Source organism: Bacillus sp. ISL-57, from assembly GCF_018613135.1.
GTDB classification, from domain to species: Bacteria; Bacillota; Bacilli; order Bacillales; family DSM-1321; genus Peribacillus; species Peribacillus frigoritolerans.
In genome coordinates, this window is sequence record NZ_JAGGQV010000001.1 from 290526 (window position 1) to 315065 (window position 24540).

Sequence of the window (24540 nt, forward strand, 5' to 3'; positions counted from 1 at the left end):
GCCTAATGATAAAAAGGATATGTGCCCCAGCTGGAATCGCATTATGTTTGGTTTTATCCATTATGGGAGGGAGTGCGACAGCAAAGGGATACGAGAATGAAAAAGCGGTTTCCGATATTCAGGAAATCGTAGAAAACATGACAATCGATGAAAAAGTCGGTCAAATGCTCATGCCGGATTTTCGTAATTGGCAAAAACAAGGAGAAACAAAGGCTACCGGGTTTATTGAAATGAACTCGGAAGTTGCAAGCATCATCAAAAAATATCATCTGGGCGGTGTGATTCTGTTTGCTGAGAATGTAGTCGATACCGAACAAACGGTTCGGCTCACGGATGGTTTGCAGATGGCAAGCCCGGACCTTCCGCTGTTCATAACGATTGATCAGGAAGGAGGAATCGTAACTCGTCTTCAAACTGGAACGAACCTTCCTGGTAATATGGCACTTGGTGCAGCCAGAAAAGAGAGTTACGCTTATCAATCCGGAGAAATTATTGGTAAGGAACTGTCGGCACTTGGCATAAATGTCAATTTCGGACCGTCTGTCGATGTCAATAATAATCCCGGAAATCCTGTTATTGGCGTTCGTTCCTTCAGTTCCGATCCGGACCTTGTATCAAAGCTTGGCATTCAGATGATAAAAGGATTGCAAAAACAGAACATGATAGCGACGACCAAGCATTTCCCTGGCCATGGAGATACAGCAGTCGACAGTCATTATGGTCTTCCCCTTGTTTCTCATGATAAAGAGCGATTGCGCTCAATCGAGCTGCTTCCTTTCCAAAAAGCCATCGATGCTGGAGTTGATATGATGATGACTGCACATGTTCAATTTCCTGCATTCGATGACACTACCTATATCAGTAAAAAAGACGGTCAGGAAATCATGGTTCCTGCAACGCTGTCACAAAAGGTCATCACGGGTCTATTACGTGAAGAAATGGGATTTGACGGTGTTGTGGTTACAGATGCTTTGAATATGAAAGCCATCGCGGACAACTTCGGACAGGAAGAAGCTGTGGTCCTTGCCCTGAAATCTGGTGTTGATATTGCTTTGATGCCGGCACAGGTTAATTCGCTTCAAATGGAAAAGAATCTAGCCTCTGTATTCAATGCAGTGAAGGCGGCAGTGACAAGCGGGGAAATCCCTCTAAATCAAGTCAATCAATCTGTCACGAGGATACTTGAACTAAAAGTGAAAAGAGGGATATTAAACCCGGAGGATACCCCGATAGATAAAAAAATCGAAACCGCGCTTCAAGTGGTCGGGAATGAAACTCATTTAATAAAAGAAAGGAAAATGGCGGAAGATGCCATCACTCTATTGAAAAATGAACACAAAACATTGCCTTTCAAACCTAAGAAAAATGATAAAGTTTTAATTCTTGCTCCTTTTGATGACCAAGTTGAATCCATGTCCAGGAGCATCAGCGAATTAGCTGATAAAAAGAAAATAAAGAAAGTCCAAATAACGGGTATGAGTTTTTCAGGAAAGTCATTTACAGATCAAGTGGCCAGACTCATTGATGAATCGGACTTTGTCATAACTGGTTCCTATATTGTCAAAAACGATCCGGCTGTCAATGATGGAGTGATAGATGATAGCATTCAAGATTCGTCGAAGTGGGCAACAGCCTTCCCTAGAGCGGTCATGAATCATGCTAATAAGAAAGATAAAGAATTTGTTTTAATGAGTTTAAGAAACCCTTATGATGTTGCAAACTTTGAAGAAGCGAAAGCGGTTCTTGCTGTTTACGGGTTCAAAGGGTATTCGAATGGGCGTTATAGACAGCCGAATATCCCGGCGGGCATCTCGACCATTTTTGGAGAATCAAAACCTAAAGGCACGTTGCCGGTCGCTATACCATCAGTAACTAAGCCCGATGAAAGCCTTTATAAATTTGGATATGGATTAGATATTAAATCTGGAAGACCCATTAAAAAATAGGGAGAGAAGCAATTTGAAAAGAATGTTAATCCTATTTACCATTTGCATGCTTTCTTTCGGCATCGTTTCCTCAAAAAGTGTAACAGCTATTAAAGAGAAGAAAAAACAAAGAGTCAGTCCCGGTATTGAAGTTCTTTTAAAAGATGAAAAGAACGTTTTAAGCGGAAAGAAAGTCGGCTTGATTACGAATCCAACTGGCATCGATTCCAAATTAACCAGCATCGTCGATCTCCTTCATGATGATCCGGATATTAATTTGACAGCGTTATTTGGTCCAGAACATGGAGTGCGTGGAGATGCGCAAGCTGGTGCAAGCGTTGAATATTATATTGACGAAAAAACAGGATTGCCCGTTTATAGTTTATATGGCAAAACGAAAAAACCGACGCCTGAAATGTTAAAGGATGTTGAGGTCCTTGTTTTTGATATCCAGGATGTCGGAACACGCTATTACACTTATATCTATACGATGGCTTATGCAATGGAAGCAGCCAAAGAAAATGATATCCCCTTTATCGTGCTGGACCGGCCGAACCCACAAGGCGGGGAGACGGTTGATGGACCGGTACTTGAACCTGAATTCTCATCGTTTGTTGGGTTGTATCCAATTCCGCTTAAGCATGGGATGACTGTTGGGGAACTCGCGACTTTGTTCAATAAAGAATTCAAAATAGGAGCAGATCTAAAGGTCATCAAGATGAAAGGCTGGAAGCGAGATATGGATTATGACGATACTGGTCTCCCTTTTGTCTTACCGTCACCGAATATGCCGACAGTTTCCACTACGTTCGTATATCCGGCAACAGGCTTGATCGAGGGAACGAATGTCTCGGAAGGCAGAGGAACGACCAAACCATTCGAGTTGATAGGTGCTCCTTATATAAACAGTGATGAGCTCGCTGGGAAATTAAATGCATTAAGGTTACCCGGTGTAAAATTCAGGGCAGCGTCCTTTACACCTACATTTTCAAAACATGCAGGTAAACTTAGCCACGGAGTGGAAATTTATATAACGGATAGAGAAGAGTTCAAGGCTGTCCCTACTGGACTTCACATCATCAAGACCATTCAGGATCTATATCCCGGTGATTTCGAATTCCTTGCAGCCAACAATTTCAATTTATTGATTGGCAATGGCTGGATAATGTCTAGAATTAAAGAAGGTTCAACAGTAAATGAAATCTTGAAAGAATATCAAGTAAAGCAGGATGCCTTTAAAAAGGTTCGCAAAAATTACTTGCTCTATAAATAAGTGAAAAAAGAAAAGTCCGGGTTGGACTTTTCTTTTTTTATGGGCTTTCGAAGGAGGAGTAAATCGCTAAGACTTTATTCCTGATTATAGTTAAATTTATAAATGAAATGAAGTTCTAAAATGGAAGGAACCGTTGTCTAATAGAATATGGGCTTTGCCCTAAATCAGTATTGTCAGGAGGAAAGCGGAATGAAAAAATATCTTCAAAAAATAGGGCGTTCCTTGATGCTGCCAGTAGCCGTATTGCCGGCAGCCGCCATTTTAATGGGGATCGGTTACTGGATAGATCCAGCAGGATGGGGAGCGGGAAGTCCGTTAGCAGCTTTCTTAATCAAAGCAGGTTCTTCGATCATTGACAATATGGCAATCTTGTTTGCCGTTGGAGTGGCGTTGGGGATGTCGAAAGGAAAAGATGGAGCTGCCGCTTTGAGCGGGCTGGTAGCCTATCTGGTCGTAACGACATTGCTTTCCACGGACACGGTGGCGATGCTGCAAGGAATCGATGTAAAAGATGTAAATCCAGCATTTGTGAAAATAGAAAATGCATTTGTCGGAATCCTCTCGGGTCTTATAGCGGCAGCTATGTTTAATCGTTTCAGTAAGGTAGAACTGCCGGATGCTTTCGCTTTCTTTAGCGGTAAACGCCTAGTCCCGATCCTTACTGCGGTTGCCATGTTACTGGTTTCCCTAATATTATTCTTCGTATGGCCACTCATCTACTCTTGGTTAGTTATATTTGGGGAAGGAATAAGTGAATTAGGTGCCGCTGGAGCAGGACTCTATGGGTTCTTCAATCGGCTTTTGATACCAACTGGTTTACATCATGCATTAAACTCCGTGTTCTGGTTCGATGTAATAGGTCTTAACGATATCGGTAAATTCTGGGCTGGAACGGGAATAAAAGGAACCACAGGCATGTATCAAGCCGGCTTCTTTCCCGTCATGATGTTCGGTTTACCGGCAGCGGCCCTTGCCATGTACCATTCGGCAAAATCACGGAAGAAAAAACAAGTGGCCTCATTAATGCTCGCAGCCGGCTTCGCTTCATTTTTCACAGGCGTTACTGAACCTTTGGAATTTGCTTTCATGTTTGTTGCACCAGCCCTATTCGTTGTGCATGCCTTATTAACAGGAATATCGTTGGCTATTGCTGCGACTTTCCAATGGACAGCAGGGTTCGGTTTTAGTGCAGGATTCATTGACTTTGTTTTAAGCTCAAGATTACCAATGGCAAATGAACCGTATATGCTGCTTCTTCAAGGACTGGCTTTTGCAGTCATCTACTACTTCTTATTCCGATTCTTGATAACTAGGTTCAATTTAATGACTCCCGGCAGAGAAGATGATACAGAAGATGAGCTTGATGGCGGAGGAGCGATTGCGGAAGCAGACAGCTCTCAAGGCGGGAAAAATGAGAGTAAATTCTTTGGAATGGCTTCCGCTATTTATGAGGGATTAGGCGGAGACGCTAACGTAACATCTGTAGATAACTGTGTTACCCGTTTAAGGGTTGAAGTGGAAAATATGGAATCTGTCGATCAGAGTAAAATCAAATCAGCAGGGGTTGCTGGAATCAATATTGTGGGTCCGCAAAGCATTCAAGTCATCGTAGGGACACAGGTACAATTCATAGCTGATGAAATAGAAAAGATCAGGCGGCAATAGATCTGGTTAAACTGCATTTTGCCTTTTAATGAAAAAATCTACGATCAGAATAATGATTTCTGATCGTAGGGATTATTATGGTAAAGTACTGATTTTTAAAGCGCGAAAGATTTACTTAATAAACTCTGCTCTTAAAATAGAATAAAAGGAATCAATGTTCTATAATATATAAGGGTATAGTGAAGGATTTGCCATGAAGCTTAGAGAAATAGTATAGGAGCTCGCCCGCCAATCATTGATCATCGGTGATGAAGGCTGTATACATACATAACAACCTAACAGGGTACTAAGATACTAAACAAGCGATATCTTATGAATTTTTTCTGCCTTTTAATATAAGGGAGGTTCCGGTCATGTATAAACAAAAAACCAAAGAGACGGACAGTAGTGTCATTGAGTTCATCGAAAACGTCGATAACCCGAAAAAACGTGAAGATGCCTACGAATTGTTGAGTGTTTTTACCGAAACGACAGGTTATGAGGCAAAGATGTGGGGACCGAGCATAATTGGGTTCGGAACCTATCATTATAAATATGAATCAGGTCACGAAGGAGATGCCCCCCTGGTTGGCTTTTCACCTCGAAAAGCAAAAATCAGTTTATACTTTGCTCCAGGGGACAAAAAAAGAGAAGAATTGTTACAGGCATTTGGAAAACATACTTCCGGAAAAGCGTGTGTGTACATCAATAAAGTGGCAGATATCAATATTAATGTATTGAAAGAATTGATTAATCAATCTGTCAAGTTTTTGAGAGATACATACCCGGACAATGAAATATAATAAAATGTTTGTTTAAGAGGAACAAGAAAGCGAGTGGGATTGAAAATGAGAAAAATTAATGTGGGCATAGTTGGGTACGGATTGTCAGGAGCTACTTTCCACGCGCCATTACTAAGTGTTTTAGAGCAGTTCCAAATAGTGAAAGTTGTGAGCTCCAATAAGGAAAAAGTCCAAAAGGATTTGAAATATGTGGAAGTGGTAGGCAGCTTAGAGGAAATTCTTGAAGACCCATCCATTGATTTGGCTGTTATTACGACACCGAGTGGTTTGCATTATGAAATGGCAAAGCAAAGCTTGTTAGCCGGGAAGCATGTCATCCTCGAAAAGCCGATGGTTGTGGAAGCTTGGGAGGCGGAGGAGCTCATCAAGATTGCTGAGGAAAAGAATCTTCTTTTAAGTGTCTATCATAACCGGAGATGGGATAATGACTTTTTGACCGTGAAAAAACTTATGGATGATGGAGTGCTTGGGGAAATCAATACATACCAAGTCCATTATGATCGATACCGGCCTGTGGTCAGGGATAGATGGAGAGAAAAACCAGGCCCGGGATCAGGCATGCTTTATGATCTAGGATCACATCTCATCGATCAAGCACTTCATTTGTTTGGATTGCCGCAATTCGTATGGGCAGATGTATTTTCCCAAAAAGAAAATGCAGAAACGGATGATTATTTCCATGTGATATTAGGATATGAAAAGCTGAGGGTCATCTTGCATTCAGGCTCAATCGTTCCGTTTAATGGACCGCGGTATCAGGTTCATGGAAGTAAAGGATCATTTATCAAATACGGTCTTGATTGCCAAGAGGCTGACTTAAGTGAGGGGAAAAAACCAGTGGATGACTCTTGGGGTGCAGATGATCCCGAATTCTATGGTAAGCTGGTTACGGTTGAAGGAGAAAATGAGATGCATGAAACCATCGAAACACTGCATGGTTCTTATTTAACGTATTACCAGGCAGTTGCCGATAGTATATTGAGCGGGAAAAAAGCTCCAGTCACTGCCCAAGAGGGGTTAGCGGTCATTAAAATCATTGATGCGGCTTTTGAAAGCAGTAAAGGAAAGAAAGCCATTTTTATTAAATGAAATTAATTTCCCTTTATTACAATATGAAATGAGAAAACTGAATGATAAGCGGCCTTATTCTAAAATTAGGTCGCTTTTAGAATGTAGACAAACTCGTTAAAAGTCGAGTTTGTCTACATTTTTTTATGGCTTGTACAATTTGGACATTGATTGGAACGTAGGGCACTCGCTTTCCGCGGGCGGTCCGGGAGCCTCCTCGGCTTTCGCCTGCGGGGTCTCCCCTGGACGTGTTTTCCCGCAGATGTCTCTTGTTTTAAAATAGAAGTTTTAAAACTTGAGGTGATGAGGATGCTTTCTATACTTGATTCTAATCAGTGAGATCAACTTGAAATAATTACTTTAGATCAACTTTTTTATTTTGGTGAAATAAAAGCTTCAACTTTAGGAAAGAATGTAGCAAATACTCGTGAATTCAAGTGTTACGGAAGATTTTGAGCAGTTTCCGCAAGAAAATGGAGCAGAGTATGCTAGAGTTGGGGACGTTACTCGTGAAATTGACGCATTTACTCGTAAGTTTGAAGCAAATACTCGTGACTACAAATATTACGCATGATTTGGAGTTAAATCCGAATGAAATAGGAGCGAATATTCGAGAGTTGGAAGTGTGTTACTCGTGAATTAGAGCCATTTACTCGTGAATTTGGAGCAAATACTCGTGAAATTGACTCATTTACTCGTGAGTTTGAAGCAAATACTCGTGAATTAGAGTGTTACGCAAAAATATGAGAAGTTTCCGTATGAAATTGGAGCAAGTTCTCAAGAGATTGAAGTGTTACTCGTCAATAAACTTTTTTGGAGGATTTCAATTAAAAGAAGAATGGATAAAAAAATCATAATGAAAACCCCCGGATAGCGGATGCTACTCGGGGGGTGGGGTTAAGGAATAAATTTTGAAATGCCATTTAAGCTCTAAGATAATGCTTTTGCATGAAGAGATCGCTTTTGCCAAGCCATAGTAATCATTAAAGTAATGAATAAGAGGATAAGACCCAACATGAACGGATAGGTAATGTGGACATCATACATCATTCCCGCAAGTGTTGGTCCAAGCACATTTCCGATGCTCATATACGCATTATTCATACCCATTGCAAAACCTTGCTCATTCCCTGCCATCTTGGAAATCAGTGTGTTAAGAACTGGACGTAAGATGGAAGTGGAAAGGAAGATGATAAGAGAAATCAAAAAGAAAATCAGGTAATTTGATGCAAAAAGTGATAGGAGGAAACCGATGGCTGCAACACTGATAAAGATATTCAGAACATTCACTTCCCCGAAACGCTGTACGATCCGATCGACGACAAACAATTGAACTATTACACTGACGATACCGGTGGCTGTAACCATGACGGCGATGTCCTTAGGAGTCGAATTGAATTGATTATCAAGATAAAGACCAATTACAGATTCATACGCCATTAAGCCAAAGCTCATTACAAGAGTAATGATAAGTGGGATGAAATAAGGCTTTTTCACGGATAAAGTGATCTTCCGAAGCATCGTTTCAGTTTTTGCATCCATGGATTGAGTAACCTGTGCCGTTTCGCTTTCTTTTAAAACAAAAATCGAAAATACAACTGCAGATAGGGATACCAGCGCAGAAATCAAAAAGGGAAACTTCAAGCCAAAGTCAGCTAAAAAACCTCCAATTCCTGGACCGACTACAATTCCCAGGGACATGGCGGCAGATACTAAACTATTGCCTTTAGCGCGTTGATCAAATGTGGTGATATCAGCAACATAAGCAAAAATTGCGGGTATAAGCAAAGCTGCCCCGATTCCGCCAATGATACGTGAAGCATATAATAACCAAATGGAATTGACTGCATAAAAAATAAACATGGATAATGTCAAACCGACCAATCCATAAATAATCATTTTTCTGCGCCCGAATTGGTCAGTCCATTTTCCGGCAATTGGCGAAAAGATAAGTTGTGCACCTGCGAAAATGGCAATCATTAGGCCAGCGGCGGTTCCACCTTGATTAATGGAGGCCAGGTATGCTGGTAAAATGGGAATGATGATACCGAAACTCCCTATTGCGATAAACATATTGATCATGAGGATAATGATCTTTTTGCGTTGTTCTGCTGACATGGACAGCCTCTCTCTCTCTTTAAAAATCAATAACCAATTTAATTCGCATGGTTAATTTTTTGATACGTTAATTATGTTATAGTTTTAGATAGATAGTGTCAATAAGAAAGGATTGTCAAACATGCATTCAAGTGAATTGTATAATTTACATCTAGAGATCAAGGAACTAAGCAGCCTATCACAGGAATTGGTGGAACCGTTACTGGTTAAATATGATATAACTTCTGTTCAGTATCGCGCATTGCAATTAATAGTCTTGAATGAATCCATAGCGGTTAAAGATGTTTCTAATCATTTGAAGATTAAACCTGCAGCAGGAACTGCACTAATTGATCGGCTTGAACGGAAGAAGTTGATTGAGAGGGTACACAGTGAGGATGATCGGCGGGTCGTTTTTATCCAATCCACTGAAAATGGATGGAGTACCTATCATTCCATCAATAAGTGTTTTACCAAAACCTTTCGTGACTTTTATGGTGTACTAAATGAAGAGGAAACGGAACGTCTTAAAGAAATCGTTGGGAAACTTACCGAACATGCCTCTTCATGCATAGAAAATAAAAGATAGTCTTTCTGAAGTGTACTGTCTCCAATATAATAAAAAGAAGAAGCGCTATATTAATTTTTTACGGTGTTTGTTTTAAAAAAATATCTATTAAAGCAGTGAATTTCACTGTTTTTAGGAGATTAATTGTCGGAATAATTAAAAAATATTCAAAAATCTTTAAATGGAAATCCATTAAAGAAGATATGACGGCTGGAAAATGAATATGTATTAAAAGGATACGAAGTCAGGATCCATCATGACGAACCAAGCAGGGTGCTGTATATAGTGAATCTGTAAAGAAGGAGATGATAAAAATGTTTTTCCCATTAACTCCAATTGATTGGAAGCGCAGGGCCGTAAAATATTATCCTCATAAAGTGGCAGTCATCGATGAAGAGAAAAAGTTTACATATAAGGAATTCGGGCAGCGAACAGATCAACTTTCCAAAGCTTTGCATTCTTCGGGAATTGAAAAAGGTGACCATATTGCAGTTATGTTGCCAAATACACATTATATGCTGGAATGTTTTTATGGCATTTGTCAAATGGGAGCGGTAATGGTTCCTTTGAATTATAGGCTTGCTGCAGAGGATTTGGAATATATCATCAAGCATAGCGATTCAAAAATGTTGATAATCGATGAAGAATTCACCGCTCCGATTGAAAAGATCATTACTAAACTTTCCTTGGAAAAGATCATCATCGTGCCTTTTGAAGGATATGAAACCACTTTACCTGGAATAGATTATGAGAATTTCATTTTGCATGCAAATGATGATGGACTGCCAGAGGTTAAAATCGAAGAAAATCAACTTTTGACTATAAATTACACGAGTGGAACGACTTCAAAACCAAAAGGGGTCATGTTAACTCATCGCGGGAATTACATGAACGCCGCTAATTTCATTTATCACCTAGGGGTGAAGCATGACGATGTATACTTACATACATTGCCAATGTTTCACGCTAATGGCTGGGGAGGGGTATGGTCGGTAACGGCTACTGGCGGGACTCATGTATGTTTAAGGAAAGTCGATCCTCCTCTTATCCTCAAATTATTCGCCCGTCATAATATTACATTGTTATGTGGAGCGCCTACTGTCGTCAATATGCTGGTAAATGACCCTAAAGCAAAAGAAACAAATATCAAAGTGCATCCAAGGATGTCAACAGCAGGTGCTCCTCCAGCAGCAGCGCTTATACAAAAGGCACAAGAAATCCTTGGTTTGAATATGATCCACGTATATGGATTAACAGAAACTTCCCCATTCATCCTATATAACGAGTGGAAGGATGAGTTTGAAGCTAAATCTGCGGACGAACAAGCAATAATAAAGGCAAGACAAGGTATTGAATTGGTTTTTAATGGGGAAACGATGGTAATCAATAAAGAAGGGAAAGAAGTCGCTTGGGATGGAAAGGAACTGGGGGAAATCATTACTCGCGGCAATGTTGTAATGGAAGGATATTATAAGGATCCGGAAAAGACGGCCGAAGCAATTAGGGATGGCTGGTTTCATACTGGGGATCTGGCAGTTACCCATCCTGATGGATATATTGAGATACAGGACAGGGCTAAGGATTTAATCATTTCCGGCGGGGAAAATATTTTTTCAACAGAGGTAGAAGGGGTAATGTATAAACATCCAGATGTTTTGGAGGCTGCGGTCATTGCCATTCCAGACGATAAATGGGGAGAAACGCCTAAGGCAATCATTGTGCTGCAGCCCGATGCAAAAGTGACGGAAAATGAGATCATTACCTTTTGCCGCTCAAAAATGGCTCACTTTAAAGCACCGACAAAAGTTGAATTCGTAGAGTCTTTACCGAAAACGGCAACAAGTAAACTACAAAAATACCGATTGAGGGAAATCCATTGGAAAGGATCGAAAAAGGTAAATTAACTGCTTTCATAGGAACGGGATATATATTAAGTGAATGTCGTAAAAAGGAAAATCAAATGAAGTATGGAATTAACAAGACCAAGAATGCTTTTAAATAAGCATTCTTGGTTTTTATATTATGGAAAGCAACATTTCCACTGTAATATTAGGAGCAGGAAGGATTAATTAACGAGGGCTTCTAAATGAAAGAATTGACTTAGTGTAATATATATACGTTATTTTAGATAAACTTGGTTTTTTACCACTAGCATAGACAGATACATGATAAGCGTGTTTTCCGGAATAATATGCTGCTATTAAACTATTAGGACTGCCAGCAAGTGCTGATGCCAGTGCAGTAGCTACTCCTGCTGGTGCGGTTGGGTCACCCGCAAACACAAGAGTACTTACGATGCTTAACCATGTTGTTCCCTTTTGATGAGCCTTTACCATCTTTCCTAATTGGGTATTTGTTAGTTTAGCCTGATGAGCAATAGGTTTGCTCATTTCAATGATGCTTGCTGTTGGTTGTATTAGTATAACATCATCACTAATTAATTTGACTTCCACAATAGGGTTTACTGTTGCTGAAGGTATTGTTTCTTTTTTCTCTTCGGCCAATGTATTGGGGACATGTGAGAATACTAATAAACTGATTATTAGTATTGAAAATAAGGACTTTTTCTTCATTTTTAATACACTCCCTTATATTTTTTTGAAAATTTTGTATAATTTCATGCTATATAACTATATGTAGAAGGTCATAAAATATGGAAACTAAGGAAAAAAATTTTAAAACAGTAATAATTGTACTTATTTCTATATGTCTAGGTTTTATAATCAGGATGTCCTCAGTAATAATAGCTGGTCGAAATTTATTTTCTATGTACAACAAAGACCTATTAATTTTATTTATAGCGATAATTGGATTAATTATTTGGTTGAATAAAAATGAAAAAAAGGATCTAATTATCAGTTAAAAGGGGTTCTATAGCGAGTGTCTTGGAGGAACCGTTCAAACCCTTTAATCCCATTAGTCTTTATTCTGACTTAGTGTTAGTTTTATAAAAAAAGCATTATTTCCGGATAATTAGGGTGGAAACTTTCATAAATGGATTTTGTGAATTCGTAAAAAAAAAGGCGGGGAGAAAAACAGATTGTTTTTCTCCCCGTCTTTTTTCCATGGGTAGCATGAAAAATTTTAAAAAACCTAATGAGATTATATTATATGAAGAAACTAAGAAGCACAAAGACAAAATGGCCTTGATCTTATAAAATTCTGTAAATTTAAATCAAACATTATAACGTTATATTGATTAGTTCGACAAAATATGATAATCTATTTTTGTAAAGAGAAATTAATGAATTCTTATACAATTCAGTGTAACCGTATACAAAGTACTTTCAATCGATAGGATGTACCGAAAAGGATGAGGGAAATGACAGATACGTTAGTTCTGAAGAATGTAAAAATGGTAGAAGGAAAAGCAGCGGATATCATCCTGGAAAATGGGATGATTAAGGAAATTGCACGACCCGGAACTGCAACAGGAGATAAGATAATAGATTATGATCAAAAGGTTTTTGTTTCGAGCGGTTGGATTGATATGCATGTACATGCTTTCCCGGAATTCGATCCTTATGGTGATGAGGTTGATGAGATTGGATATAAAACTGGTGTAACAACGGTCATAGATGCGGGAAGCACGGGGGCAGATAGGATAACCGATCTGGTTAGAAGTTGTGAAAATTCCAAAACGAATGTTTTCGCCTTTCTGAATATTTCGCGGATTGGATTGAAAAGGATTGATGAGTTATCGGATATTTCATGGTTGGACGAAGGGGAATTAATGAAGGCAATTTCCAAATACGGGGATTTTGTCGTTGGACTTAAAGCGAGAATAAGTAAAAGTGTAGTTGGTCCAAATGGTGTCGAGCCATTAAAAATCGCTAGGAAATTCTCGGCTGAAACGGGTTTGCCATTAATGGTTCATATCGGTTCAGGGCCGCCTGATATTAAGGAAGTCCTTCAATTACTTGAGGAAAAGGACATTATTACTCATTTTCTAAATGGTAAAGCGAATAATTTATTTGATGAAAGAGAAGTGCCGCTGCCTGAGTTGATTAAGGCGATTGAACGTGGTGTACATTTGGATGTAGGTCATGGAACGGCAAGCTTTTCTTTTAAAACTGCAGAAATGGCTAAAAAGCGGGGAATCGGCTTCAATACGATCAGTACGGATATATATCGGAAAAACAGAGAGAATGGGCCAGTTTTTAATATGGCAAATGTGCTTACAAAATTTTTGTACCTCGGTTATCCATTAAAAGAAGTAATAGATGCGGTTACGGTCAATGCAGCAGCTTGGTTGAATAAACCAGAGCTTGGAAGGATTTCAGCTGGTGATATTGCGAACCTGACTTTATTCAGTATCGAGAATGAGCCGACCCTTTTATTGGATTCCGAAGGCGAAAAAAGGATGGCAGAAAAAAGAGTTGTTGTAAAAGGAGTGGTTATAAATGGAGAATTCATTGAATGCTAAATACGGTTTGAAAAGAGTCATCAATGCAAGCGGAAGAATGAGCATATTGGGAGTCTCTGCCCCAACTGACACAGTGATGGACGCGATGAAAAAAGGTGGGCAAAATTATGTTGAAATTTCTGATTTAGTCGATAAGTCAGGCCAGCATATAGCGGATTTGCTTCATTCTGAAGCAGCTGTGGTCGTAAACTCAGCATCAAGCGGAATTGCGCTTTCAGTAGCGGCAATCGTTACTGAAGGAAACAGAAGGAAAAGCGAAAGGCTTCATCAAGATCGTATTCAAAAGAATGAGATCATCATGCTGAAAGGCCATAACGTTCAGTATGGTGCACCGGTTGAAACCATGATTTATCTTGGCGGCGGAAAATTGGTTGAAGTTGGATATGCAAATGAAGGGAAGGCAGAACATATTGCGGAGGCCATAAATGAAAATACTTCCGCCATTTTATATGTGAAATCGCATCATACTGTCCAGAAAAATATGATATCGGTTGAAGAAGCATGGGAAGTGGCCAAAACGAATAATATCCCTCTGATTGTCGATGCAGCAGCGGAAGAAGATTTGGAAAAATATGTACAATTCTCCGACCTGGCGATTTATAGTGGTTCAAAAGCCATTGAAGGACCCACATCCGGTATCGTTGCTGGCAGAAAAAAATATATCGAATGGGTAAAGGTTCAATTGCACTGTATAGGAAGGAGCATGAAGGTTGGAAAGGAAACGACCTTTGGTCTGCTTCAGGCATTGGATGAGTATTTTGTCAAGACGGATAATAGCGAAAAAGAAAAAGCTAGTTTACAAGTGCTCACATCACTTGACTCGATTGATGGCGTAAAAGTTACGATAGTTCAGGATGAAGCCGGACGTGCCATATTTAGAGCACGTATTTCCATAAATCCTTTGATAGCGGAAACGACGGCGAAAGAAGTGAACGAGCACCTCAAAAATGGGGATATCGCCATTTATACACGGGATTATGGGATACGGCAAGGCTTTTTCGATATAGATCCGCGCCCATTGCAAGGTGATGATATAAATGTTATTGAATCACGATTAAGAACCATATTAGGAGGAAAACAAGGATGACTAACATAAACAAACGGTTATTGAATGATCGTGTAGCCTTAAATGTACTTGCAAATAGTGTGGAAAATGCAGTGGAAGTCTTTGAAGCAGCAGAAGGACATGTATTGGTTGGTGTACTCTCAAAGGATTATCCAACTGTCGAAGCAGGTGTTACTGCAATGAAAGAATACGGGGAAGCCATTGATGAAGCCGTTTCAATTGGATTGGGCGCAGGCGATAATAGACAGGCTGCAGTTGTCGCAGAAATAGCAAAATACTATCCAGGCAGTCATATTAACCAGGTTTTTCCGGCTGTTGGTGCTACGAGGGCCAATTTAGGCGAGAAGGATAGCTGGATAAATTCACTTGTTTCTCCAACTGGGAAAGTCGGTTATGTGAATATCTCCACTGGTCCAGTAAGTGCAGGCGCAAGTGAAACTGCCATTGTGCCAATCAAAGCTGCCATTGCGCTCGTTCGCGACATGGGAGGGAATGCTTTGAAATATTTCCCTATGAAAGGGCTGAAGCATGAAGATGAATATCGTGCTGTAGCAAAAGCTTGTGGTGAAGAGGGATTTGCTTTGGAACCAACAGGTGGAATCGACTTAAATAATTTCGAGACCATATTAGAAATTGCATTAGAAGCAAAAGTGCCTAAAGTCATTCCCCACGTATATTCTTCCATCATTGATGAAGCGACTGGTAAAACGAATGGGGAGGATGTACGGAAATTATTGGCCATGACGAAAAAATTGGTTGAAAAATATGCCTAAAAGGATTGTGGCATTCGGGGAAGTGATGATGCGTTTGCAGGTACCAGGGCATGAATTGCTATCACAGGCTAACACGCTGCAATACTCCTTTTCAGGCACGGGAGTAAATGTGGCTTCTGCGATGACAAAACTTGGACATGATGGGTATCTTGTGACAATGTTACCGGATAACCCCCTTGGTGATTCAGCAATTTCAGCTTTGCAGCGCTTAGGAATCGGAAGGAACTACATCTCTAGAGGCGGCAAATACATGGGGATGTACTTTTTGGAAAACGGATTTGGACAGCGGGCGAGCCGTGTCACATATTCCAATCGACTGGAAAGCAGTTTTAATACTGCCACCTTATCCGATTATGATATGGATATGATTTCGGAAAAGACGGATATCATCCATTTTTGCGGAATCACTCTTGCAATGGCGGAAAATGTTCGGGAAAGCATGAAGGTGCTGGCTAGAAAAGTCAAAGAAAAGGGCGGTACAGTCTGTTTCGACTGCAATTACCGACCTTCCTTATGGGAGGGTGGTTACGCTGACGCAAAGCCTCATTATGAGGAAATGCTTTCTTTGGCTGATATCGTCATGATGAATGAAAAAGACGCCCTTTATATTTTAGGAATGAAGTCAGAAGGTTCCACAAGGGAAGAACAGCTTGTGGAGTTGATCCCTGAAGTGGCCAAGCGATTCAAAATTCAATCGATAGCGGGGACACATCGTTCGATCAACAGTGATAATAGCCATACGTTGAGGGGGTATATATATAAAGAAGATACTTTTTACTTTTCCGATATCCTATCATTTTCCGTATATGATAGAATAGGTTCAGGCGATGCTTACACCAGCGGAATCTTACATGGCGAATTGCTAGGATATTCCCCTGAAAAGACAGTACGATTTGCTGCTGTATCAGGAATGCTGGCATGTACTGTCGTTGGAGATACTCCTTTGGCAACCGAAAAGGAGATATTCTCGGCAATGAAAGGTAAAATGGAAGATATTAAAAGATAAGGCAGGAGATCAGGAATGAATGTGAACAGGAAAAATGGACCGATGTATTTACAGATAAAAGAAATATTAAAGGATCGTATTTTACATGGGGTTTATGCCATCGACACAAACATTCCTTCCGAGCCTCTTTTGGAAGAAGAATTTAACGTAAGTAAGGTCACTGTCCGTAATGCAATCAAAGAACTCGTGCAAGAGGGGTATGTTGAAAAGAAAAGCGGCAAAGGCACTAGAGTCATAGCTAATGGTTCGATTGTCAAACTTTCCAAAGGGAAACGTTTCACAGAGCTGTTGGTGGAGGAAGGGCACTCCATTTTAAAAAAGGTGTTAAACATAAGTCGAATTGACCTTTCTTCAGACTCTAAGCTGCATTCTTTATTTGGTGCCCGTTGCATAAGTATCGAACGGATATATTTATTGGACAATGAACCTTATATTTACTTTACACATTATATTTCACTTGATTTAAACAAAGAAGAGATAAAAGACGTCCAAATCAATTCTTTGTACCGCTTTTTGGAAGAGCAAAACGTCAAACTTGAAACATTCAGAGATGAGTTTGCCGTTGCTATCGCTCCGGATCACATTTGCGAAACACTGAAAATCGAATACAATAGTCCAGTACTAAAGAGGATTCGGATTTCCAGTGATGGGGACGGAAATGTTACCGAATACAGTGAAGGATATTACAACACGGCTAAACAGAACTACATTGTGACATATAACGAGCCGGTACAATAATCCCATTTATTGTATTGGTTTGAATGTAAGCGATTTCTTGGGAATGGGGAGAATATATGGAACTATATTTATTAGGAATTACGCTGATAGCAATCGTAATCGTCATTTTAGGGGTATCATTGTGGAAATGGCATGCGTTCATCAGCCTGACTGTTGCCAGTTTATTTTTAGCGATTTTTTCCGGACTGCCAATGGACAAGATCGTTGGAGCTTATGAAACGGGTGTCGGAGCGGTCCTTGGGCACCTTATTGGAATATTGGCCTTAGGGACCATCCTAGGAAAGATGATGTCCGATTCTGGAGCTGGAATGCAGGTTGCTGACTTTTTCATTAATAAATTCGGTGTGAAAAACCTGCCATGGGCCATGCTTTTATCTGGTTTCATCATCGGCATTCCGGTATTTTTCGAGGTTGGTTTAGTAATATTGCTTCCTTTAGTCATTTCCATTCGTAAATCAACCAAAGTGAACATCTTGTTAATTGGCATTCCAGTACTTGCTGGTTTATCGATCGTACATGGGTTGGTGCCTCCGCATCCTGGAGCCATGACAGCTATTGGAATTTATAATGCAAACATGGGACAGGTACTTCTGTACTCATTGATCATCGCATTCCCGACGGCTGTAATTGCGGGACCGCTATTCGCAAAATGGATTCATAAACGGGTTATTCCTGTTGGAGAACCGGAATTGATCCGAGTCGAAACAAAGTCAAGTGGATTACCCGGCACTGGAGTATCGTTCTTCATCATCCTTTTGCCAGTATTGTTGATGGTTTTAACTGTAGTGGCGCCTTATCTGCCGCTACCGGGTTCGATTGAAAAATTCTTATTGTTTATCGGAAGTCCAGTGATCGCCCTATTAATCTCCTGTTTTGCCGCATACTATTTCTTGGGCTACAGACAAGGAATGAACAAATCACTAATTAAAAAGTTGACGGATGAATGCTTATTGCCATTAGCATCCATAATTCTGATTATCGGTGCTGGCGGAGGGTTCAAGCAAATTTTAATTGATAGTGGCGTGGGGACTGCAATCGCTTCCATGGCTGAAGAAATTTCTCTATCACCGATCGTTCTTGCATTCCTAGTGGCCGGATTGATTCGGATTGCCACAGGTTCTGCAACCGTCGCTTTGACCACGGCAGCAGGGATCGTTTCACCGGTCGTTGCCAATATGACGGGTGTTAATCTAGAATTGCTCGTAATTGCCACGGGAGCAGGCTCACTCATGTTCTCCCATGTTAATGACGCAGGTTTCTGGTTAGTAAAAGAATACATGGGACTAACCGTTAAAGAAACTTTCAAAACTTGGACAGTGATGGAAACATTACTTTCCTTCGTTGCATTCGGTTTGGTTTTAATTTTCGATATATTCATATAATTAAAATGAAATTCTACAATGTCTGATAAAGTAACATTTACCTCCGTGAACTGTCTTGGGGTGACAGATCACGGAGGCTTTTATATATTTATGAACATACTGGGGATGATAATATGACCGGATGTATTGTTAAAGATAGGTCGTTGCGGAAAAAACAGAAACAAAATTCATCCACAATGGGTAGTTAGTCTAGTGACAAGGGAGCTTCATCCAGGAGACGTTTGTTTGGCTCCTCGAAGATATAAGTCCTGACAGAGACTTCTATATTGCAAGATTGACAGCTTCCCGTTTACATATTCATTCTGAATATATTCCAATAAATCATTGGCATGGTTAGGCTTTTGACGTTTTTCCTGAATATAATGGAGAATTAAAACTTCTATATTCACACACTCACCTTACTTGACAAGTATTTTTTTCCATAAATAATATAACATGGGCATTCAAAAAAATATCATTTTTTGAATATTTTAACTATCGACATATTTATACAAATAAAGGAGTGATTCGGAGTAACCAGTGGGAAATTTTATCGGGAAATCCAAAAAATGAGCGATGTTATTTCGACTTACTTTTAAGTCGGCACAAGAAAAACCCCTGATAATTCAAGGGTTGGAGGTATAAAACTGATTTTACAAGGACTTCATGCTTGTATCTTTTGTACATGTATAGGTGATAAGCGGAGTTCTGCGGATTCTCTCTTAATGGAGAATAAATAAGCTGCTAAACCTAAGAGGGCTGTAAAAATCAGCATGGCGATCGATGAACTGAAGTCCCCGCCAGACAAGTCACGAAGCCATCCCATGATATAGCTCGAAAAGCCGCCCATGATATTCGTGAATCCAATTAGACCTGCGGCTCGTCCTGCCGTTTCAGGTGTTGAGTATTTTACCATGAGCATATTGCTTAGGTGGAACACACCGCCTTGACATCCCATTGCCAATCCCATACATAGTCCAGCCAAAATAGGGTTGGGGATGAAGACTGCTACAGTCAAAAAGACAGCCGTCAATGAAAATAGAATCGTGGCCATCAAACTTGGACGTCTGGTTTTGTCAGCCAGAAAACCGCATGCCAAGACAAATCCTAAAGCGAATAGCCAGGAAAGTGAAGTAATGCTCGACATTCCTTCCTTTTCAAATCCTTTTGCTTCAATGAGATATGTAGGAAGCCAAATGCTGATTCCAAAAAATAAGAAGGAGCATATGAGCATGCCGAACCAAACGATCCAGAAACGATAATCTTGGGCGAAACTTTTCTTATTCTCGGAATGGGCGGTTTCTTTCATTTCATCATCCGTTTGTCGAATGAATGCCAATTCCTCCTTACTTATACGGGGATGCTCTTCAGGTGTATTCCTCGTCATTAAGATGAACATCGGGATATTTATAAATAAGTTGAAAGCTGCAAGCATAAAGAAAGCTGCTTGCCAGTGGAGTAAAGATATCACAAGCACCAAAACAACGGCTCCCATTGCCGGTCCTAAATAGTTTCCGGTAAGCCAAGATGCCTGGGCCCTCCCCAGTTCACGTTTATTAAACCAGTTAGAAATAAGCTTTCCGGAAACCGGAATCATCATTCCTTCACCAAAACCAAGAATGATCCTGCTAATTAAAAATATTTCATATGAATTTGCCAGTCCTGACATAATCATCGTGATTGTCCAAACGAATAAACCGGCGATGGCTGTTTTTCGGGCACCTAATTTATCAATGATGAAGCCCCAAAAAAGATTTGAAACTCCATAAGCAATGGTGAATACAAAAGATAGAAGACCGATCTTTGCATTTTTGTCAGCACCTGTCATACCGAGTGCATGCAAGAATTCTGGATCTGTTTGAATGATGGAAATGCCAACCTTATCAATTTGTCCGAAAAACCAAAAGAAAAAAATTGGTACGGCAATAAACAACCATCTTTTTTGCCCATTTAACATAATACCATCTCCTTATCGCTTTTTAGCATTCCTTAAAACACTTATCATTGAGTATAAGTGTTTTAAAGTTATCCCTTTAGAAAGGTACTAGTTTTGAATATTCATTTAAGAGCTATATCCCGCCTTTCTTTATAATTTTGATAGATAAAAAGTAACGGTAGTGTTTTGTAAGGAAAACAAAGTTTTACTTTCTTAACGATAAATTAAAATAATTTGATTGTCAATTTAATATTTTGACAATTTTATATTTTTAGAATACAAGCGCTTTCAGTTCAATATCGAACTTTGTTTCATCCTATGGAGTAGGTGGAACTCTTTCAAGCAAGGGCCTAAAATGGAATTAATTCTACTTCTTTGTGTCCAAAAAACAAATTATTTACAAATTATCAAAAATTCTGACTTGTTGATGTTGAATTTAAAATCAGGAAAATCTATAATTCATTTATATTGTTTTGTATATGAAATACTTAATACGGGAAATTTTTACAGAGAATAACGAAGTATGAAATTTACTTATTTGTTTTTACTGGTGCTATTGGTTATATTTGGTTATATAACAACAAGCTTTTCTATCGAAACGTCAATTATGCTAGGCCTTCCAAATAGTTTTATATATGTAAATATGCTTTAATTGACACATAAACACCATTCTATTTATACATGAAGGGTAATGGATTGTAAGGTAGTAATGGTTGCCAATTTGCGATATTGATTCTTTAACAGGAATAGGGATAAGGAATAGCGCTTAAAGACCGCTCGGTTAAAAGTTCCCGGCTTTTACTAGCGTTTTCCGGAAGTGGTGAAAGCCTTGTGTATATCTGATGTGACTCATGGACCAGCTGTTGTTAGCATGAAAGAAAGTAAACGGAAACTTCTGAATTGATTACAACCCATCGAAATATGTAAATTGCAAAGCAAAGGCCGGTGCGCGCTACTGGCGCCAAAGTACCTGTCTGGTTAAGGTAATAAAAGAAAATAGGCAACGATTGAAGTATGCATCATAAACATTCACCAAAAGAACGATCAGAAAAAAATGTACATATACTGCAAGTTCTTCTTTCTAGGTATGAAGAAAGCTTTACTGAACGGGTTATAGTCAGGGAAAATGAGATTTATTCACAACGGGGGGGGAATACTCGAATGGCAAGCGAAGAAAAAGAGAAAGAGAAATATAGTGCTAATTCATTGGTTAGGGGCTTGGAAATCATTAAGCTCTTTAATGAAGTACAGCCGAGCTTGTCTCTTTCAGAAATAGCAAAACAACTGGGAGTAAGCAGAACAGTACCGTATCGATTATTATTCACATTACAAAATATTGGTTACTTGTCGCAGGATGAACATACCAAACGTTATAGTTTAACTCCTAAAGTTCTTGAATTGGGGTTCAGCTATTTGAATAGCTTGAAATTCCAGGAAATTGTCCAACCTTATATGGAGACCTTGCGTGATGAAATCGGAGCCTCCTGCCATCTGTCCATTTTGGATGGACAGGAAGTTGTTTATGTTGGAAGTGCCCCGATCAGAGGTGTATCCGCTGTCAATGTTAACATAGGTTTGCGACTGCCGGCACATGCTTTGGCCAATGGAAAATTACTTTTGGCATATCAACCGAAAGAATTGCTCATGCAAATGTTCAAAATATCGAACCTTACTCCTTATACAGACAAAACACTCACCGCGCCTGGTGAATTTCAAAAACAGCTGGAATCGATTCGGCAAAATGGTTATTCGATGACAAGCGGGGAATTCCACCCCGGCATCCGTTCCGTTGCCGCCCCGATCTTTGATAGGACCGGGAATGTATTGGCTGCCTTGAATGTCGTGGCAACAGAGTCTGCTTATCAGGAGGATTTCATCGATAAAATTGCCTTGCCGAAACTATTGGAAGTTTCTCGTCAGTTATCCGTTTATATGGGATATAGCGGGGTTAAGCCTTATCAACACGAAGATGTCTGAACGATTTAAAATCGATTAATAAATGAATAACCTCCTTCGAAAGTGTGGATCTCCCAATAGGGAATTCCACACTTTTTTTTTGTTACAAGTTTATCCCATAGATGGTGAACGTTCGGATTATAGAAATAGTTTTAAATATTCTAAAAACTCATTGACAATGAAGCGGTTTCATTTTAGACTTAATTCATAGACAAAACAATGTTTTGCTTATGAAACATAATTCGATTTAGAAACAACAAATAAGGGAGGAATTTTAAAATGACAAAAGAAACTTTTTCAGTGAAGGATTTTGAAAAAAAATATGTTGCCCGATTGAAAGACCGTACTCTTGATTGGAATGTCTTGAAGTTCCAAGAAGAAATTGATCCCGCTTATAGACGCGCACAAATGAGATATATCGGACGTGGTGCCACTGCCAATAACGATACGAATGTAATTGCAGGTGAACATTTCACTTTAAGTACGATGGTGCTTCCTCCGGGATGTATCGGTCCTTTGCACCTTCATGACGATGTTGAAGAAGTGTTTTTCATTCTTGAGGGTGAAGTCACGGCATTAATTCAAGAGGACAGCTACAGTGAAGTGCATGAAATTAAATTAAGTGCGAGAGACTGCATAAGCAGCCCACCAGGGGTTTATCGGGGAATTAGGAATGACGGGGATGTAGAGGCGCGCATGCTAGTGATGCTTGGGGCAGTGAAGCCTAACTTACCGACATATCCTGAAGGCAGTGAACTGGAAGAACTTCGTAAACAACGGTCTAAAGAAAGAGAAGCCATCATTAAAGATTGATCATTAAGCCGAAAGGGCACCTGCATTATGAAAATTAATGAGGCGCCCTTTTCGATTAGATTGTTAAATATGGCCAATGCGAATGATCAAAAGGGCAATCTAAATTATGGGAGGTATAAAAAATGCTTGGGATTACTCATTTACGGCATATAAGCATGATTACTCCGAATTTCGACGAACAAGCAGAGTTTTATGAAAAAGTTTGGGGTCTTGATAGGGTGGATGTTCCGGAAGAGGAGAATACGGTTTATTTCCGGGGGGCTGGACCGGAACATCATATTCTTAGCCTTCACAAGGGAGAAAAACGAGGATTGCACCATATAGCTTTTGGCATGGTCGATAAAAATGCGGTGGACCGTGCAGCAGGGATATTACAATCGAAGGGCGTTCGAATTATTGAACCACCTGGATATTTGGATGAAGCAGGTGCCGGTTATGGCCTGCGGTTTATCGATCCGGAAAACCGCGTGATCGAGCTTTCTGCTTGGGTGGAAGTGCAAACGTCTATTTGGAGCAAGAAAAATGTTGATCCAGTGAAATTGAATCATGTTGTAATGAACACGAAGAACTTGGATATGATCGTTGAGTTTTATACGGATGTTCTTGGTTTTAAAGTCACTGATTGGAGTGAGCATCAAATGTCATTCCTCCGGTGCAACAGAAAGCATCACTCCATAGCCTTCAATCAAGATGAGCATGCGTCAGTCAATCATATCGCATACGAAGTCGATTCCGTGGATGAGCTGATGCGAGGAATAAGCAATGTCCGAAAAGCGGGCTTGTCAGAACTTTGGGGACCTGGACGTCATGGGCCGGGAGACAATATTTTCTGTTATTTTCAAGACCCAGGCGGTTTTGTAATGGAGTATACATGTTATCTGGAAACGATCGAAGATGAATCTGAGTGGAGAGCACGTGTATGGAAACGGGTTCCGCATTTAATGGATCAGTGGGGGATTGCAGGGCCGCCGAAACCTGAAGCGCGCAAAGCAATGGGAGGAGATCCCGATCCAGGCTGGGTTGATTCTCATATAGATGGTTCTGTCATGGCGAAAAAATAAGGAGGAGTTTGATTTCCTCCCATGAT

The 24540-nt window shown here is 39.9% G+C and carries 21 protein-coding genes; 17 read left to right on the forward strand and 4 right to left on the reverse strand.

The annotated features are described in order from the left end of the window. Positions 1 to 5: 5 nt before the first annotated feature. From J7I90_RS01340 to J7I90_RS01365, 6 genes are all read left to right on the forward strand, one after another. A complete protein-coding gene (locus J7I90_RS01340; RefSeq protein WP_214768061.1) occupies positions 6 to 1946 on the forward strand; it encodes a glycoside hydrolase family 3 protein in 1941 nt (646 codons plus the stop codon). 46 nt (positions 1947 to 1992) lie between these two features. Further along, positions 1993 to 3198 (forward strand): exo-beta-N-acetylmuramidase NamZ family protein, encoded by a 1206-nt coding sequence (locus J7I90_RS01345; protein ID WP_251025076.1) that lies wholly within the window; start codon positions 1993 to 1995, stop codon positions 3196 to 3198. A gap of 189 nt (positions 3199 to 3387) precedes the next feature. After that, positions 3388 to 4863 (forward strand): N-acetylglucosamine-specific PTS transporter subunit IIBC, encoded by a 1476-nt coding sequence (gene nagE, locus J7I90_RS01350; protein ID WP_214768062.1) that lies wholly within the window; start codon positions 3388 to 3390, stop codon positions 4861 to 4863. A 353-nt stretch (positions 4864 to 5216) separates the two neighbouring features. After that, entirely contained in the window at positions 5217 to 5645 is a 429-nt protein-coding gene (locus J7I90_RS01355; RefSeq protein WP_214768063.1) for a DUF1801 domain-containing protein, read from the forward strand. A gap of 45 nt (positions 5646 to 5690) precedes the next feature. Beyond that, entirely contained in the window at positions 5691 to 6734 is a 1044-nt protein-coding gene (locus tag J7I90_RS01360) for an oxidoreductase (RefSeq protein WP_214768064.1), read from the forward strand. A gap of 416 nt (positions 6735 to 7150) precedes the next feature. Beyond that, positions 7151 to 7351, forward strand: a complete 201-nt coding sequence (locus J7I90_RS01365) for a hypothetical protein (protein WP_214768065.1) — start codon at positions 7151 to 7153, stop codon at positions 7349 to 7351. 292 nt (positions 7352 to 7643) lie between these two features. On the opposite strand, the gene J7I90_RS01370 is transcribed toward J7I90_RS01365, so the two are convergent. Next, positions 7644 to 8831, reverse strand: coding sequence for an MFS transporter (locus J7I90_RS01370; RefSeq protein WP_057277784.1), 1188 nt, complete (start codon positions 8829 to 8831; stop codon positions 7644 to 7646). A 121-nt stretch (positions 8832 to 8952) separates the two neighbouring features. Here J7I90_RS01370 and J7I90_RS01375 point away from each other — a divergent pair, with 121 nt between their 5' ends. Together J7I90_RS01375 and J7I90_RS01380 are read left to right on the forward strand one after the other, a co-directional pair. Then, positions 8953 to 9399 carry a MarR family winged helix-turn-helix transcriptional regulator gene (locus J7I90_RS01375; protein ID WP_214768066.1) on the forward strand — a complete coding sequence of 149 codons (447 nt, stop codon included), beginning with the start codon at positions 8953 to 8955 and terminating at the stop codon, positions 9397 to 9399. Positions 9400 to 9692: 293 nt separating this feature from the next. Then, complete coding sequence (locus tag J7I90_RS01380; RefSeq protein ID WP_214768067.1) at positions 9693 to 11282, forward strand: long-chain-fatty-acid--CoA ligase; 1590 nt, start codon at positions 9693 to 9695, stop codon at positions 11280 to 11282. Between the two features lie 165 nt (positions 11283 to 11447). Here J7I90_RS01380 and J7I90_RS01385 read toward each other — a convergent pair whose 3' ends face one another. Then, positions 11448 to 11951, reverse strand: coding sequence for a hypothetical protein (locus J7I90_RS01385; RefSeq protein ID WP_214768068.1), 504 nt, complete (start codon positions 11949 to 11951; stop codon positions 11448 to 11450). 749 nt (positions 11952 to 12700) lie between these two features. Here J7I90_RS01385 and J7I90_RS01390 point away from each other — a divergent pair. From J7I90_RS01390 to J7I90_RS01415, 6 genes are read left to right on the forward strand one after another with little or no spacing between them, the layout of a single operon-like run. Next, on the forward strand, positions 12701 to 13804 hold the full coding sequence (locus J7I90_RS01390; RefSeq protein WP_214768069.1) for an amidohydrolase/deacetylase family metallohydrolase: 1104 nt from the start codon (positions 12701 to 12703) through the stop codon (positions 13802 to 13804). Further along, positions 13782 to 14891: a DgaE family pyridoxal phosphate-dependent ammonia lyase gene (locus tag J7I90_RS01395; RefSeq protein WP_214768070.1), complete on the forward strand. Its 1110-nt coding sequence runs from the start codon at positions 13782 to 13784 to the stop codon at positions 14889 to 14891. Before J7I90_RS01390 ends, J7I90_RS01395 begins: the two co-directional genes overlap by 23 nt. Further along, entirely contained in the window at positions 14888 to 15643 is a 756-nt protein-coding gene (gene dagF, locus J7I90_RS01400; protein ID WP_034312316.1) for a 2-dehydro-3-deoxy-phosphogluconate aldolase, read from the forward strand. The genes J7I90_RS01395 and dagF overlap by 4 nt, the downstream gene beginning before the upstream one ends. Further along, complete coding sequence (locus J7I90_RS01405; RefSeq protein ID WP_214768071.1) at positions 15636 to 16649, forward strand: sugar kinase; 1014 nt, start codon at positions 15636 to 15638, stop codon at positions 16647 to 16649. Before dagF ends, J7I90_RS01405 begins: the two co-directional genes overlap by 8 nt. 15 nt (positions 16650 to 16664) lie before the next feature. Next, a complete protein-coding gene (locus J7I90_RS01410) occupies positions 16665 to 17387 on the forward strand; it encodes a GntR family transcriptional regulator (RefSeq protein WP_214768072.1) in 723 nt (240 codons plus the stop codon). Between the two features lie 56 nt (positions 17388 to 17443). Then, on the forward strand, positions 17444 to 18769 hold the full coding sequence (locus J7I90_RS01415; protein ID WP_214768073.1) for a GntT/GntP/DsdX family permease: 1326 nt from the start codon (positions 17444 to 17446) through the stop codon (positions 18767 to 18769). 206 nt (positions 18770 to 18975) lie between these two features. Here the strand turns inward: J7I90_RS01415 and yppF are convergent, their stop codons facing one another. Both yppF and J7I90_RS01425 read right to left on the reverse strand, forming a co-directional pair. After that, positions 18976 to 19158: a YppF family protein gene (gene yppF / locus J7I90_RS27925; RefSeq protein WP_214768074.1), complete on the reverse strand. Its 183-nt coding sequence runs from the start codon at positions 19156 to 19158 to the stop codon at positions 18976 to 18978. A gap of 254 nt (positions 19159 to 19412) precedes the next feature. Beyond that, on the reverse strand, positions 19413 to 20705 hold the full coding sequence (locus tag J7I90_RS01425) for an MFS transporter (protein WP_214768075.1): 1293 nt from the start codon (positions 20703 to 20705) through the stop codon (positions 19413 to 19415). Positions 20706 to 21845: 1140 nt separating this feature from the next. On the opposite strand from J7I90_RS01425, the gene J7I90_RS01430 reads away from it, so the two are divergent. The 3 genes from J7I90_RS01430 to J7I90_RS01440 all read left to right on the forward strand — a co-directional run bounded on the left by J7I90_RS01430 (position 21846) and on the right by J7I90_RS01440 (position 24514). Further along, entirely contained in the window at positions 21846 to 22661 is an 816-nt protein-coding gene (locus J7I90_RS01430) for an IclR family transcriptional regulator (protein WP_034312310.1), read from the forward strand. A gap of 258 nt (positions 22662 to 22919) precedes the next feature. After that, positions 22920 to 23453 (forward strand): cupin domain-containing protein, encoded by a 534-nt coding sequence (locus J7I90_RS01435; protein ID WP_034312308.1) that lies wholly within the window; start codon positions 22920 to 22922, stop codon positions 23451 to 23453. A gap of 122 nt (positions 23454 to 23575) precedes the next feature. Then, positions 23576 to 24514: a VOC family protein gene (locus tag J7I90_RS01440; RefSeq protein WP_214768076.1), complete on the forward strand. Its 939-nt coding sequence runs from the start codon at positions 23576 to 23578 to the stop codon at positions 24512 to 24514. Positions 24515 to 24540 lie beyond the last annotated feature (26 nt).

Excerpts from the sequence above, each read along its gene's own strand:
- J7I90_RS01360 (WP_214768064.1), top strand. The coding sequence starts at position 5,691 with ATGAGAAAAATTAATGTGGGCATAGTTGGGTACGGATTGTCAGGAGCT.
- J7I90_RS01415 (WP_214768073.1), top strand. The coding sequence starts at position 17,444 with ATGGAACTATATTTATTAGGAATTACGCTGATAGCAATCGTAATCGTC.
- J7I90_RS01395 (WP_214768070.1), top strand. The coding sequence starts at position 13,782 with ATGGAGAATTCATTGAATGCTAAATACGGTTTGAAAAGAGTCATCAAT.
- J7I90_RS01380 (WP_214768067.1), top strand. The coding sequence starts at position 9,693 with ATGTTTTTCCCATTAACTCCAATTGATTGGAAGCGCAGGGCCGTAAAA.
- J7I90_RS01340 (WP_214768061.1), top strand. The coding sequence starts at position 6 with ATGATAAAAAGGATATGTGCCCCAGCTGGAATCGCATTATGTTTGGTT.
- J7I90_RS01355 (WP_214768063.1), top strand. The coding sequence starts at position 5,217 with ATGTATAAACAAAAAACCAAAGAGACGGACAGTAGTGTCATTGAGTTC.
- J7I90_RS01370 (WP_057277784.1), bottom strand. The coding sequence starts at position 8,831 with ATGTCAGCAGAACAACGCAAAAAGATCATTATCCTCATGATCAATATG.
- J7I90_RS01425 (WP_214768075.1), bottom strand. The coding sequence starts at position 20,705 with ATGTTAAATGGGCAAAAAAGATGGTTGTTTATTGCCGTACCAATTTTT.
- J7I90_RS01430 (WP_034312310.1), top strand. The coding sequence starts at position 21,846 with ATGGCAAGCGAAGAAAAAGAGAAAGAGAAATATAGTGCTAATTCATTG.
- nagE (WP_214768062.1), top strand. The coding sequence starts at position 3,388 with ATGAAAAAATATCTTCAAAAAATAGGGCGTTCCTTGATGCTGCCAGTA.
- J7I90_RS01385 (WP_214768068.1), bottom strand. The coding sequence starts at position 11,951 with ATGAAGAAAAAGTCCTTATTTTCAATACTAATAATCAGTTTATTAGTA.
- J7I90_RS01390 (WP_214768069.1), top strand. The coding sequence starts at position 12,701 with ATGACAGATACGTTAGTTCTGAAGAATGTAAAAATGGTAGAAGGAAAA.
- J7I90_RS01405 (WP_214768071.1), top strand. The coding sequence starts at position 15,636 with ATGCCTAAAAGGATTGTGGCATTCGGGGAAGTGATGATGCGTTTGCAG.
- J7I90_RS01410 (WP_214768072.1), top strand. The coding sequence starts at position 16,665 with ATGAATGTGAACAGGAAAAATGGACCGATGTATTTACAGATAAAAGAA.
- J7I90_RS01375 (WP_214768066.1), top strand. The coding sequence starts at position 8,953 with ATGCATTCAAGTGAATTGTATAATTTACATCTAGAGATCAAGGAACTA.
- J7I90_RS01440 (WP_214768076.1), top strand. The coding sequence starts at position 23,576 with ATGCTTGGGATTACTCATTTACGGCATATAAGCATGATTACTCCGAAT.
- J7I90_RS01345 (WP_251025076.1), top strand. The coding sequence starts at position 1,993 with ATGCTTTCTTTCGGCATCGTTTCCTCAAAAAGTGTAACAGCTATTAAA.
- dagF (WP_034312316.1), top strand. The coding sequence starts at position 14,888 with ATGACTAACATAAACAAACGGTTATTGAATGATCGTGTAGCCTTAAAT.
- J7I90_RS01435 (WP_034312308.1), top strand. The coding sequence starts at position 22,920 with ATGACAAAAGAAACTTTTTCAGTGAAGGATTTTGAAAAAAAATATGTT.